This window comes from Streptomyces sp. YIM S03343 (assembly GCF_054729195.1).
Map to the genome: position 1 here is coordinate 4,494,072 of NZ_JBPUKX010000001.1, position 13,659 is coordinate 4,507,730.

The 13,659-nt window shown below is 72.0% G+C and carries 9 protein-coding genes and 1 pseudogene; 8 read left to right on the forward strand and 2 right to left on the reverse strand.

What is annotated here, in order from left to right; all coding sequences use genetic code 11:
* The first annotated feature begins 360 nt into the window (after positions 1-360).
* The 3 genes and pseudogenes from ACSYGN_RS19410 (at position 361) to ACSYGN_RS19420 (ending at position 3,833) form a co-directional block, all read left to right on the forward strand.
* Complete coding sequence (locus tag ACSYGN_RS19410; protein ID WP_460397323.1) at positions 361-1,212, forward strand: glycerophosphodiester phosphodiesterase; 852 nt, start codon at positions 361-363, stop codon at positions 1,210-1,212.
* A 118-nt stretch (positions 1,213-1,330) separates the two neighbouring features.
* Positions 1,331-1,888: pseudogene (locus tag ACSYGN_RS19415) on the forward strand (ATP-binding protein); the annotation flags it as partial.
* A gap of 979 nt (positions 1,889-2,867) precedes the next feature.
* Positions 2,868-3,833 carry a DUF5926 family protein gene (locus ACSYGN_RS19420; protein ID WP_460397325.1) on the forward strand — a complete coding sequence of 322 codons (966 nt, stop codon included), beginning with the start codon at positions 2,868-2,870 and terminating at the stop codon, positions 3,831-3,833.
* Between the two features lie 555 nt (positions 3,834-4,388).
* On the opposite strand, the gene ACSYGN_RS19425 is transcribed toward ACSYGN_RS19420, so the two are convergent.
* Complete coding sequence (locus ACSYGN_RS19425) at positions 4,389-5,057, reverse strand: bifunctional DNA primase/polymerase (RefSeq protein ID WP_460397327.1); 669 nt, start codon at positions 5,055-5,057, stop codon at positions 4,389-4,391.
* A 610-nt stretch (positions 5,058-5,667) separates the two neighbouring features.
* Between ACSYGN_RS19425 and ACSYGN_RS19430 the strand changes: the two genes are divergently transcribed.
* The 4 genes from ACSYGN_RS19430 (at position 5,668) to ACSYGN_RS19445 (ending at position 11,955) form a co-directional block, all read left to right on the forward strand.
* On the forward strand, positions 5,668-7,110 hold the full coding sequence (locus tag ACSYGN_RS19430) for a PP2C family protein-serine/threonine phosphatase (protein WP_460397329.1): 1,443 nt from the start codon (positions 5,668-5,670) through the stop codon (positions 7,108-7,110).
* Between the two features lie 165 nt (positions 7,111-7,275).
* On the forward strand, positions 7,276-8,739 hold the full coding sequence (locus ACSYGN_RS19435) for an aminopeptidase P family protein (RefSeq protein WP_460397331.1): 1,464 nt from the start codon (positions 7,276-7,278) through the stop codon (positions 8,737-8,739).
* A 328-nt stretch (positions 8,740-9,067) separates the two neighbouring features.
* The gene (locus ACSYGN_RS19440) at positions 9,068-9,754 is read left to right on the forward strand and encodes an ABC transporter ATP-binding protein (protein ID WP_460397333.1); all 687 of its coding nucleotides are present in this window, start codon (positions 9,068-9,070) and stop codon (positions 9,752-9,754) included.
* Positions 9,751-11,955 (forward strand): hypothetical protein, encoded by a 2,205-nt coding sequence (locus ACSYGN_RS19445; RefSeq protein WP_460397335.1) that lies wholly within the window; start codon positions 9,751-9,753, stop codon positions 11,953-11,955. The genes ACSYGN_RS19440 and ACSYGN_RS19445 overlap by 4 nt, the downstream gene beginning before the upstream one ends.
* Before the next feature lie 49 nt (positions 11,956-12,004).
* On the opposite strand, the gene ACSYGN_RS19450 is transcribed toward ACSYGN_RS19445, so the two are convergent.
* A complete protein-coding gene (locus tag ACSYGN_RS19450) occupies positions 12,005-12,451 on the reverse strand; it encodes an ATP-binding protein (protein ID WP_460397337.1) in 447 nt (148 codons plus the stop codon).
* A gap of 287 nt (positions 12,452-12,738) precedes the next feature.
* Between ACSYGN_RS19450 and ACSYGN_RS19455 the strand changes: the two genes are divergently transcribed.
* Positions 12,739-13,659, forward strand: a complete 921-nt coding sequence (locus ACSYGN_RS19455) for a hypothetical protein (protein ID WP_460397339.1) — start codon at positions 12,739-12,741, stop codon at positions 13,657-13,659.

Sequence of the window (13,659 nt, forward strand, 5' to 3'; positions counted from 1 at the left end):
GTCGTCCGTCATGAGTCTCGTCTGTCACGACTGTCGTCGCGTTCTGCGTACGTTCTGGCGTGCGGTCTGGCGTGCGGTCTGTCGCGTGTTCCGGCGTGCGCTGTCGTGTTCTTCTGTCATGTCACGACTGCCGTCTGTCACGTCCACGGCAGTCGTCATGCTGTCATCCGGTGCACTGGGACACGCTCGCCCACACTTCTGCTTTGTATGCCGTCAGCTTTTCCCACGAGACGTCAGAGCACCATAAGCGCTGGCTATGGGTATCCGACGATCCTTTATAAGGTATACAACCGGCAAATCTGGCATTTATATTGCTCCACCTGCCCTCCGCCGGTACGACGGCGGTGGCACCATGTCGCGGTGACCCTCGCACCACAGCACCGTATCCAGGTCGTCGCCCACCGCGGAGCCTCCGAGGACGCTCCCGAGCACACCCTGGCCGCATACATGAAGGCGATCGAGGACGGTGCCGACGCCCTCGAGTGCGACGTCCGGCTCACCGCCGACGGGCATCTGGTCTGTGTGCACGACCGGCGCGTCAACCGTACGTCCAACGGCCGCGGCGCCGTCTCCGCGCTGGAGCTCGCCGAGCTGGCCACGCTGGACTTCGGGTCCAGGAAGACGCGCGACATCTGGCGCGGGCGGGCCGAGGAACCCGACTGGGAGGTGCGCCCCGACCAGCCCGAGCACACCTCCGTGCTCACCCTGGAGCGGCTGCTCTCGCTCGTCGCCGACTCGGGGCGCCGGGTCGAGCTGGCCGTCGAGACCAAGCACCCCACCCGCTGGGCCGGCCAGGTCGAGGAGCGGCTGCTGGTGCTGCTGAAGCGGTTCGGGCTCGACGCCCCGGCCTCCGCCGCCGAGTCCCCGGTCCGCGTCATGAGCTTCTCGGCGCGCTCACTGCACCGGGTGCGGACCGCGTCCCCGACACTTCCCACCGTCTATCTGATGCAGTTCGTGCGGCCCCGGCTGCGCGACGGACGGCTGCCCGCCGGAGTCCGGATCGCCGGGCCCTCGATCCGGATCGTGCGCAACAATCCCGTGTTCGTCGAGCGGCTGAAGGAGGCAGGGCACCAGGTGCATGTCTGGACCGTGAACGACCCCGAGGACGTCGATCTCTGTGTCGAACTCGGCATCGACGCCATCATCACCAACCGCCCGCGCACGGTGCTGGAGCGGCTCGGGCGCGGCAGCCGGCCCGGCGACAGCCGCTGACCAGGCAGAACCCCGGTTCGCGCAACCACCCTCAAGGCTCTCCCGAACGGTGACCGAACCGTCACGGGGAGTGCTCCGGCGCGTTCAGCGTCGTTCAGTTTCGTTCCGCTCATTGCGAATGCGTCACCGTACAGGGAATGGCCGGTTTCCGGTACAGGCCGAGAGGGCATTCACACGGTGGCGTGGGGCGAAGGAGGTCTCGGGGGTGGCGTTGGTGGTGGCACAGGAGGTGCCCACGTCGTCAAGCATGGCCGTACCCCATGGCCCTGCGGGCGTGGGGGAAGCAAGACACCGGATGCGCACTCAGTTGCGTACGGGTGGTGTCTCAGAAACGGTCATTGACGATGCTGTTCTGATCCTTTCCGAACTTTTGAGCAATGCGTGCAAACACGGTCGTCCACTCGGCGACGCGCTGGCCGGGGACGGCGACGTCCGGGCCGCATGGCGGGTCGACACGCGCGGGCAGCTCGTGGTGGAGGTGACGGACGGCGGCGGGCCCACCCGCCCGGCTCCGTCCACCCCGTCGGTCACCGCGCACGGCGGCCGCGGGCTGAACATCATCACGGCGCTGGCCGACGACTGGGGCGTACGGGACGACGCCCGCGGCGAGGTCACGGTGTGGGTCGTCGTCCACGACGACGCCCAGGACGGCGCCCAAGGGGACGGGCGGGTGGACGGACGCGTGGACGGACGCATAGACGGGCGGGCGGACAGCCGCGCAGGCAGCCGCGCAGGCAGCCGCGCCGGTAGTCGTACGGACCTGCGGGCCGGCTCGGGCAGAGGCCTGCGCGAGGACACCGCCCGCCGAGACCTGCGCAAGGACTTCCCACAGGTCCAGGATCTCCGTCAGGACGTGGCCCGTGAGCGGGACCACGACCGGGAACCCGGGAGCGGCCGCGGTTTCGCTACGCGCGTCGCACGCCTGCCTCCGGACCTGCACGGCCTGGACTTCAAGGACGCCCTCGACGACCTGGACTGAGGGGGCGGACCGCTCCGAGCGCGCTCTCGGCGGCAAAGCGACCGGGCCGGTCCTCTGTGTCGGCCTCTGTGTCGGCCTCTGTGTCGACCTCTGTGTCGGGGCGGCGCGGGACGGGGCGTCGGCGTCTGGGGGCGAGGGCGCCTCAGGGAAGCGGGGCGTCGGCAGGGTCACGGACCGGCTCCCGGTGCCGCGGAGCGCTGCTGCGGCGTGCCTCGGCCGTCCCGGCCCAGGCCGCGCGGCCACGGTTGGCCGAGTCCCCGCTGGTCGGCCGCTCCTGCCGGGGCGACCGACGCCGTTCCCTGGCCGGGACACCGGCACAGGGCGGGGCAAGAGTGCCATCACGACGGCGGGTCACGGGCCGGAGCATGGGCCGCCCCGGCAGTACCGGCCCAATCCGCCGCTCCCCTACGGCGGCCGAGCCCCCGCCCGGCCACCGCACCAGGCGGGGCAACAGGCCCGCACTCCCTGACCGGACACCGGCACAGGCAAGAAACCCTGGCACCGGCGCAGGTACAGGTGCAGGCACGAACCGCGCCCCAGCCGCCCCGAGCGCAGCCCACCGCACGCCCCCGGTGTCGCCGACGCCGCCCCCGTCGTCCACAGCACCCCGTCCGGCCCCGCGCGAGCGGCTAGGCTCCCGCCGTACGAGACGAGCCGTATCCGGGAGACACGCACGATGGCCAAGAAGCGAGCGCAGGCGAAGGGCGCACGACCGCAGATCACCGACGGAGAGGTCCCGGTCGTCGGCGCCCGCGAGCCCTGCCCGTGCGGCAGCGGCCGGCGCTACAAGGCGTGTCACGGCCGGGCCGCCGCGCACGCCGTGACCGAGCTGGTGCAGCGCCCGTTCGAGGGGCTGCCCGGCGAGTGCGACTGGGTGGCGCTGCGCGAGCTGGTGCCCGCGGCGACCGTCGAGCTGACGCTGCGCGACGGCCTCCCCGAGGGCGTGCCCTCGGTCACCCTCGCCACGGTGCTGCCGATGGCCTGGCCCGCCCTGCGCCGTGACGACGGCTCGGTCCTGCTGGGTCTCCAGAACGACACGGCGTCCGGCGACATCAGCCGCGACCTCGCCGACACCCTCACGCGCGCGCTGACCGCCGAGCCGGGCACCCCCGTCCAGGGCCGCCGTGCTCCGGCGGACGGTCCGCGGATGCAGGATCTGCTCGACCCGGCAGGCGCCTTCGAGCCAGTTGTGCACAGCGGCTTCGAGTTCTGGGTCCCGGACGCGGAGAACGCCACCCCCGAGGTGACCGCCTCCCTGGAGCGGGCCAACGCCGCGGCCATCCCCACCGCCAAGCTGACCGGCGTCGACGCCGCCTACTGGTGCGAGACCCCCGAGAAGAACCACCTGCGCTGGGTCATGCCGCACCCGGAGGAGCAGCTGCTGGACGCTCTCGCACGGCTGCACGCGGCCGGGCGCTCCACCCTCGGCGAGGGCACCCGGCTGGTCGGCTCGTTCCGCGCCCACGGGCTCACCGTGCCCGTGTGGGACCTGCCGAGCGGGGTCGGTGCGCAGGACATCGAGAAGCCGGCCGCCGAGTTCGACGAGCGTCTGGCCGCCGCCCTCGCCTCCGACGCGCCGCTCACCGCCGAGGAGCGCCGGGCCCGCGGCGGGCTCACCAACCGCCAGGTCACGCTCAGCTGACGGCGACCGACCATCGTTGACTGATCAGCCAGCGATCAAATCGTCGACACTCAACGATCAAGAACAGTCACGCAATCGGGTGTGACCGGTCGTCCGTCCGGCCAGTCGGTCACACCCGGTCGCATTCGGTCGCAACTCGTGACTCGTGTCACAACTCTCCGTCGTGACAAGGCGATCCGTGTCCGAATAGCCGAGATCGAATTTGCGAACCACCGATCTCTTGTTACCGTTCCAGTAGCCCGGTTGCTGGTGCATCCCCCGTCGCCAGCAACCGGGTCTTTTCATGCCCGGGTTCCGGCGGGTCGCCTCCGGGCTCACCTTTTACAACGCCACCGGGAACGTCAACTGCCGCCGGGCGCACCCGAGTTGGCCCAGCGTTCGGTGGCTGACATCTGGCATCCGGCCGAGCCAGGTCCCAGCGTCCGGCATCCGGCCGAGGCCGGACACCGGGAGCTGCGAACACCTGGAGCTGCGGGCGGCGCCGCCGCGGAAACAGCGGCAAGCGGAACGCACCCGCCACCGAGCGGGCCGACCAGGCCGAGCGGCGCGGCCCCCTCAGACCTCCGGCGCGTTCACACCCGTACCGCGCGTGAGTGCCTCGACGACCGCGTCCACCACGGCCTCCACATCCGGCACCCACGGCCGGGCCGAACCGGGCAGCGGGGCGCGCTCCCAGCGGACCTCGCCGAGGCCGGTCTCGGACGGTGGCAGCGCGAGATAGCCGCCCTCGCCGTGGAAGCGGAGGGAGCCGGGGACGTAGTCCTTGGCGTAGAGCAGTTCGCCGAGCTGCTCCAGGGAGTACGGCCGCACCAGCAGCGACCAGCGGGTGGGCGAGGCGACCACCGGGCCGAGGCGCAGCCCGGCCTGGTCGAGCGCGGCGAGCGCGCGGGCGGCGGCCGAGCCCGGCAGGCTGACAGCGCAGGGCGCACTGCCTCCCGTCGCCAGGACGATGGGCGCCGTAGGCCGGTTGGACCACCACCAGCGCACCATGCGCTCGTCGGTGGTGGCCGCGAGGAGGCCGGGGTCGAAGGGGTGTGCACCGGGCACCGAGCACTCCGGGTCGGGGCAGGCGCAGCCGGCCCGCCCCTGGGGGTCCGGGGCCACACCCGGGAGCACCGGCCACTGCCATTCCGCCGCGAAGGTCAGGGCCGCGCCGAGCATTTCAGGCCGCCCGTCGTCCCGCCCGGACAGGAGCCTGCGTCGCCTTCCGAGGATCTCGCGCATGAGCGCTCGTTCCTTTCCGTTGCACCGCTGGCAACACCGAGGACCACATCACATCATGTGTCGATCACTTCACTGTGCGTACCTGTTGGCGCATCACACCCCTGCTCAGAGCAAGGAGAACCCCAGGGGTTCGAGCGTTGGCCGCGTCCGCGTCCATACTGCGTCTATCAGAAGCGCGGTGCGGCGTAGGGGTGGCGAAGTCTGGCGTTTTTGCCATCCGCGTATTTCTCTTCGCCTCCGCCACGGGAGACTGGGGCCGGTCGTCGGTGGCTAAGACGCCCGGGTCCGTCGCCAGGTTCCGGGTAGCCCCCAACCACCCCTGGCCTTCACCGAGTACGTACCCATCGCGACCGTTGTGACGCTCCGCCGAACAAGGCCAGTCGACCGCAATGAGCCCGTACCCGAGGCAGTTTTAAGCCAACTTTGCGTTTTCGCAAGGGGGTCGGGTGACTCGTCGCGAAAAGCCCACGGACACCAGGAATCCCGGCAGGACAATGCTGGACATCCCCTCACGAGTGCGTGTATGTGTGGAACCACTGCAGCGGCGCAGAATGACATGGGGGTTTGCGATGCTTTTGAGCAGTACGCACCGGCCGGAAAGCCGGATGCCATGAGTGCCCCGCATCCTCCGAAAGTGGCTGGAATCGATTCCCAGGTTCCCGCGCCCGCACACACTGCCGAGCCCGCGCCCACCGCGTCGGGCACCCCGTCCGCGCTCACCCCCGCCGGCGCCGCCGAGGTCCCCGCGCCGGCCGGCCCGGACCCCGCCTCACCAGGCCCCGGAGTCCTGCTCCAGGACCGTCTGGCGGGCTGGGTCTCCGACCTGACGACCCTCCACGAACTGACCGAACGCCTCGCCCGCACGGACACGCTCGACGCCGCGCTCCAGGAGCTGCTGCGCGCCGGGTCCGCCCTCGTCGGCGCCCGGCGCGGCCTCGTCGTACTGGAACCGGCGGACGGGCTCGGCCCCCGCACCACCGTCGGCCTCGGCCTCGCCCGCGCCGACCTCGGGCACATCGAGACCGTGCCGCGCGGTGCCATGCCGTACGGCCGGATCCTCGACGGACGCCCCGGCGGCGACGGCGAACAGGTCCGCCCCGACCTGTTCGCCGAGGACGGCCTCGACCCGCGCCACCGCGAGGTCGCCGCCCGCCTCGGCTACGCCGCCGCCTACGCGCTCCCGCTGGCCACCGAGGACGCGGGCCGCCTCGGCGCCGCCGTATGGCTCTACGACGAGCCCGCCGAGCCGCTCCGCCGCCAGCGCCACCTCGTCGGCATCTACACCCGCTACGCCACCGACCACCTCGCCCGGCTGCTGGAGCTGGAGCGCACCCGCACCGCCATGGCGACGATCGCCGACGAGCTGCTGCCGTCCCGGCTCCCCCGCGTCGCCGGCGTCCAGCTCGCCGCCCGGCACCGCACCGGGCCGCGCGGCGGCGGCGACTGGTACGACGCGCTGCCGCTGCCCGACGCGGCCCTCGGCCTCGCGGTCGGCTCGGTCACCGGCTCCGGGCCGAGCGCGGTCGCCGCGATGGGGCGGCTGCGGGCCAGCCTGCGCGCGTACGCCGTGATGGAGGGCGAGGACCCGGTCGCCGTGCTGTCCGACCTCGAACTGCTGCTGCGCCTCACCGAACCCGCTCGCTCGGCCACCGCCCTGTTCGCGTACTGCGAGCCCGCCCTGCGCAAGATCACGCTGGCCGGGGCCGGACACTGCCCGCCGCTGCTGGTCGGTGAGCGGCGCACGGAGTTCGCGGAGACCTCGGTATCGGCGCCGCTCGGGATGCTCGCCTGCTGGGAGGCGCCCAGCGTGGAGTTCCTGGCCGAAGCAGGAGAGACGGTTCTGCTCTACACCGACGGGCTGTTGCACCGTACGGGCGACCCGGCGGACCGCGCCTTCGCGCGGCTGCACGCGGCCGCCGCCTCCGTACCGAGGACGCTGCGAGGCGACCCCGGCGCGATCGCCGACCACGTGCTGCGCACGGTGCTGCCGGACGGGCTCGACCAGGCCGACAGCGAGGAGGACGTGGTGCTGCTGGCGGTGCGGTTCGACTGAGACCGCCCTTGGCGGACTGAGTCGAAGCGAGCCGAACTGGGGCGGGCCAAGCCGGACCGAGGCGGGCCGGGACTGCCGCAGGCCGCCCGGGCGGCGGGCCTGACCTCCAATTCATATGACGGTACGAACGTACGATGGATGGGGTCCGGTGCCGTATCTAGGAGGATGACCGTGGCAGAAGAGCTTCCGGAGACCCCGGAGACTGCCGAAGAGGAGCCCATCAAGCAGCGGAAGAACGGCCTGTACCCGGGCGTGTCCGACGAGCTGGCCGAGAACATGAAGTCCGGCTGGGCCGACACGGAGCTGCGGGACCTGAAGCCCGTCGAGCAGGCGGAGAACACCGCCCGCCGCCGCGCCGCGCTGTCCGCCCGCTTCCCGGGCGAACGCCTGGTCGTCCCCGCGGGCAACCTGAAGACCCGCTCCAACGACACCGAGTACCCCTTCCGGTCGTCGGTCGAGTACACGTACCTCACCGGCAATCAGACCGAGGACGGCGTCCTCGTCCTGGAGCCGGTCGACGGCGGCCACAAGGAGACCCTCTACCTCCTGCCGCGCTCCGACCGCGAGAACGGCGAGTTCTGGCTCTCCGGCCAGGGCGAGCTGTGGGTCGGCCGCCGCCACTCGCTCACCGAGGCCGGACGGCTCTACGGCATCCCCGCCTCCGACGTGCGCGAACTGCCCGACATGCTGCGCGAGGCCACCGGCCCGGTCCGCGTGGTGCGCGGGTACGACTCCGGCATCGAGGCCGCCCTCACCGACAAGGTCACCGCCGAGCGCGACGAGGAGCTGCGGATCTTCCTGTCCGAGGCCCGGCTCGTCAAGGACGACTTCGAGATCGGCGAGCTCCAGAAGGCCATCGACTCGACCGTGCGCGGGTTCGAGGACGTGGTGAAGGTCCTCGACAAGGCCGAGGCCACCAGCGAGCGCTACATCGAGGGCACGTTCTTCCTCCGCGCGCGCGTGGAGGGCAACGACGTCGGCTACGGCTCCATCTGCGCGTCCGGACCGCACGCCTGCACCCTGCACTGGGTGCGCAACGACGGCCCCGTCCGCTCCGGCGACCTCCTCCTGCTCGACGCGGGCGTGGAGACCCACACCCTCTACACCGCCGACGTCACGCGCACCCTGCCCGTGAACGGCACGTTCAGCGAGCTCCAGAAGAAGATCTACGACGCGGTGTACGACGCCCAGGAGGCCGGCATCACGGCGGTGCAGCCGGGCGCCAAGTACCGCGACTTCCACGACGCCGCCCAGCGTGTGCTGACCGAACGGCTGGTCGAATGGGGCCTGGTCGAAGGCCCGGTGGAGCGGGTCCTGGAGCTCGGCCTCCAGCGCCGCTGGACGCTGCACGGCACCGGGCACATGCTCGGCATGGACGTCCACGACTGCGCCGTGGCGCGCACCGAGACGTATGTCCAGGGCGTCCTGGAGCCCGGCATGGTGCTCACCGTCGAGCCGGGCCTGTACTTCCAGGCCGACGACGTGACCGTGCCGGAGGAGTACCGCGGCATCGGCGTCCGCATCGAGGACGACATCCTCGTCACCGAGAACGGCAACCGGAACCTCTCCACCGGCCTGCCGCGCCGCTCGGACGAGGTCGAGGCGTGGATGGCCGCGCTCAAGGGCTGACGGACTGACGGACGGACCGACGGACCGACGGACGGACTGACGGACGGACTGACGGACGGACTGACGGACGGACTGACGGACTGAGCAGCGGCAGCTCGGGCTGCCGCTGCACTGACCGACCGGCTGTCCGACCGACCGGCCGACTGACTGACCGACCGAACCGGCTGACCGACCGACATGCCTGGCTCCGGGGCCGAGGGCCGGGTACCGCTGGGTGCCCGGCTCTTCGCGTGCGCGCGTTGTCGGCCCGGGCGGGTAGGAAGAGACATGGTGTGGCAGCTCCCCGTCGCGCCGGGCGCGCAGCGGGGCTGACGTCTGGGGTGGAGCGGTGTCGGCTGACCTCCCGTTGTGTATCGACGGGCTTGACTACGAGATCGGCGGCCGCAAGCTGCTGTCCGCGCTGGAACTGACCGTGCAGCGCGGTGAGTCGGTCGCGGTGACGGGACCTTCCGGCTCGGGGAAGAGCACCCTGCTCTCCCTGGTCCTGGGGCTCATCCGGGCGCCTGCGGGCCGGATCCTGGTGGCCGGGCAGGACGTCATGGCCCTGCGGGGCGGCAAGCTGGCGCGGTGGCGGCAGCGGCACATGGGCATGGTGTTCCAGTTCGGCGAGCTGCTGCCGGAGCTCAGCCCCGTGGAGAACGTGGCCCTGCCGGCGCTGCTGGCCGGTGAGAACCGGGGCCAGGCGTTCAGCCGGGGAGAGGACCTGCTGGCCGGTCTCGGCGTGCCGGTCGACGGCACGCTCACCGCGGACCTGTCCGGCGGCGAGCGGCAACGCACCGCCGTGGCCCGGGCACTCATGTCCGAGCCGTCCCTGCTGCTGGCGGACGAGCCCACCGGGGCACTGGACGAGCACGCCCGCGACCAGGTTGCCGAGGTGCTGCTCGACGCACCACGACGACGCAATTGCGGGCTGCTGCTGGTCACCCACGACGCATCGGTGGCAGAACGTGCCGACCGCGTCCTGCGGTTGAGCCAGGCACGCCTGGTGGACGCAAGCGGCCGGGGGCAGGCGTGAGGACGAACAAAGCGCCGCTGCGGTGGCAGCTGCTGCGCATGGGCATGTCGGCCGCGAGGGCCGGCGAGAGCGGGCGTACCCGCTTCCTGGCACTGATGATGGCCACGGTCGTGGCCGCCCTCACTGCCTTCGCCTTCGCCGCCTCGGCCGCCACCTTCCACGGACGCGAACTGCGTGGCACGGCCCGCAACCCCGTCATGGCCGGACACGGCCGGCAGCCCAAGGCACTGTGGACCCGGTACTGGGACAGTGAACAGGGCCGTCAGTACTCCGTGGTCGTCGTATGGCCGCTGACGGCCGACGCCCCACTTCCTCCGGGGCTGAGCCGCTGGCCCGCTCCGGGCGAGGCGTTCCTCTCTCCCGCCCTTGCGGACAGACCGCCCTCCGAGGACTTCGCGCACCGCTACGGCAAGGCGGTCGGCCGAATCGGCGAGAGCGGACTGGCCACCCCGGGTGAGCGACTCGTCTACACCCGCCCCAGCCGGGCCATGCTCAACTCCAGCTACCTCGATCCCATCGTGGGATTCGGCTCCCCCGGTCCCTCGTTCGGTGATCTGAAGGCCATCGACAGCGACCGGGGCACTCAACTCGACCTGATCATGCTGGTACTGGTGGGACTTCCCGCCGCCGGACTCACCGTGGCCGCCGCCCGCATGGGCGCAGCCGGTCATGACCGCCGCGCCCGTCTGCTGTCCGTCCTCGGCGCCGGCCGTCGGACGCGGGCCTGGATGGACTTCGGAACCGCCGTGCTCCCCGTCGCCGTCGGCGCCGCAGCAGCCGCGGCCCTCGTCACCCCGGCCCTCGTCCTCGACGTCACGCTGCCGTGGATCGACTTCACTCTGGCCGCGGCAGACCTGCGCCGGGCTGCGGGCGGCCTGCTTGTCGCGCTGGCCGCGGCCGTGGCGTTCGTCCTGTCGGTCACCCTGCTCCTCCAGCCGTCCGCCGATCGCCGGTCCGGTCGTACCCGCGTCCGCGCGGCGGGCGACGGGCTCCTGCGACGCTTCGCGCTCGGAGCCTGCCCGGCCTTCCTGGTCCTCGCCGTTGCCACCGGACCGATGCTCGGCGGCGGGCAGCGCTCCGCCTTCGGCTACCTGCTCGCCGTCCTGGGCGTGTGGACCACCCTGCCCTCAGTGATCGCCTGGACCTGCGCACGCTACGCGCCCCGGATGGTCGCTGCCGCCCGCCAGACAGGTCACCCCGGGCGGTTGATCGCGGCCCGGACCCTTGCCGCCCGCCCCGGTGCCGTCGTGCGCCTGGTCGCGACACTGGTCATCGCGATCGGAGTCATCGGACAGACCCAGCTGATCAGCACCCTTCTCTACAACCGCTCCGACGACTCCGAATTCGTGAACACGGCTCAGGGCAAGAGCATGGCGCTGGTGCAGGCCGCCGACCGTGCCCGGCCCACCGAGCTGTTCCGGGCCGCTCTGCCCAGCGGCGTCCATATGCTGTCGCTCGGCCACGCGGACACAGCACCGGACGGCTCCAGCACGCGACGCATCATCCAGGCCCCCTGCGCGGACCTGAAGGCGCTGCACCTTCCCTGCCCCACGGGACCGACCCCCGCGACGGTGCCGTTCGACCAGCTCGACCGCCGCCTCAAGGTCGCCTCCTACGCAGACTTCGGAGAAACCCCGGCCACCGTCCGCGCAGGAAAGGCCACCCGCCTCGACCCCCAGGACATATGGCTGGTCGTCTTCACCTCCGACGGCAACGCCCTCGACCTCCCAGCGGTCAAACGCGCCGCCCGCCTGTCCCTGAGCACCGACTCCGTCATCCGCCCCCTGGCCGAGGGCAGCGGCTCCGACACGCTCGGCTTCCAGGCCCGGTGGATCCCCTTCCTCGGCACCGTCGGCACGCTGTACATCGCCGTGGCCATGGTCGTCTCGTCCCTCGCGGAATTTCTCCGGTTCGCCCGCGCCCTCGCACCGCTCACCGCGCTCACCGGGCAGCGCCGCGTCTTCCGCACCACGGCGATATGGTCGCTCAGCCTGCCCATCGCCCTCGCGGGGACCGCAGGGATCGGGGCCTACGTCGTCCTCGCTCAGCCCATCAGCGGCGGCCCACAGGGCGCACAACTGTCCTGGAGCCTGTGCGGTGAACTGCTCGTACTCTCCCTGGCCCTCGCGGCAGGAGCAGCCGGAGCGGCCGGCCTGGCCGCCGTACGAGAGGCCAGCCGGTGGCGACCTCAGGCAGACTGACCCGTCAGCCCCGTCCGTGAGCCCTCACGCCTGAGCCCTCACCCTGGTGCTACACCACCATGAGGGGGGTGTCCTTCCTCCACTTCAGCATCTTGTCGAAGCTGACCACCGCGCCACCGCGCCCCGGCTCGGTGCGGATGTGGACGTGGTCCGCGAGCTCTCTGATCAGGCACAGTCCCCGGCCGTGCTCGGAGTCCGCGCGGACCGTGCGGGCGACATGATGCCGGGCGAAACCCGGTCCGGAATCGGCCACTTCGATCCGGCACTTCTCGCCGTCGAGGTAGGCGGTGACGCGATACGCCTGCGAGGTGTCGTCGCGCGCCGGGCCGCCGCCGTGCTCGACGGCGTTCGCGCACGCCTCGCTCAACGCCACGGAGAGGTCGTACGACACATCGGGGTCGACCCCCGCCGTCTCCATGGTGCCGATCAGGAGGCGCCGGGCGAGCGGCACGCTCGCAGCGTCGCGCCGCAAGTGGAGTGACCACCAGATGCTCATGCTCCAGCCTCCTGGCTGCGGCTCGACATACCGATACGTATTGCCCCGAGCGGCGAGGCGTAAGCACGAAGTTGACGCGAAGAGGCCCATCCGGGGGATGCGCGCTGCACGAGATCGGTGTATGGAGCGACGGAATGTGGCGTTTCCGTCGCCCCCCTTGCCCTCCCTGCTGTCACCGTCGTCCCCGCTGATCCACCGGTCCAACCCTCCCGCGACCGCCCGGCTTTACGTCACTACCCGCCCCTGCCGCAAGAGGCCGAGAGGCCCAGTGCGAAGATGAGCGGGCCATGACTGCCCCCCACATGCGCTGGGCGCGCTCCGGAGACGGGCTCCGGTTCCTGCGGGCCGCGGTGTTCGCCGCGGTCTGCGTCGTGCTGGGCGCGGGCGGCCATGTCCTCGCCTCCTGCGCCACGGTCCCGCTGTGGACCCTGGCCGCGGGATTCCTGGGGGCACTCGCCATCGCCGTACCGCTCGCCGGGCGCACCCGCTCACCCGCCGGGATCGCGGCACTGCTCGCCGTCGGCCAGACGGCGCTGCACACCCTGTTCGGGCTGGGTCAGCAGGCGGCAACCTCGGGCACGGCGGCCATGAACTCCATGACGTCCATGACGTCGTCCATAACGTCGTCCATAACGTCGTCCATGGCCCGGTCCGCGGCTTCCGTGAGTGACGCCGAGCTGGTGTCACGGGCGGCCCGCATCCTGTGCGGTACGACGGCTGCGGCGATCACCCCCGAGCACGCCCGCCGTGTCCTCGGCGACGCCCGCCTCTACGACCGGGCCACGGGCGCCTTCACCGGCACCGGCGGTGCGACGGCGGCCCCGCACCACGCGGCGGACGCCCTGCCCGCCGCCTCCACCGGGCCCCTCACCGCCCTGCTGCCCTCCCTGCCGATGCTGCTGTGCCACGTCCTCGCCGCCATCGCGGCGGGCTGGCTGCTGCGGCGCGGGGACCTGGCGCTGCTGCGGCTGATCGAGCTGTCGGCGCACGCCGTCGCCGAGGGGGCGGCCGTACGGTCCCTACGCGGGGCGCTCGCGCTGGCGCGCGCCCTGTACGCCGGGCTGCCCGCCGCGCCCGAGCCGGGACCGGGGCTGGGGCAAACCGCCTGGCCCGGCCCGCCCCGGCCCCGTACCACCACGCTCCGCCATGCCGTGATCCGACGCGGCCCGCCCGCCGCGGGCGCACTCGCCCTCGCGCTCGCCGCCTGA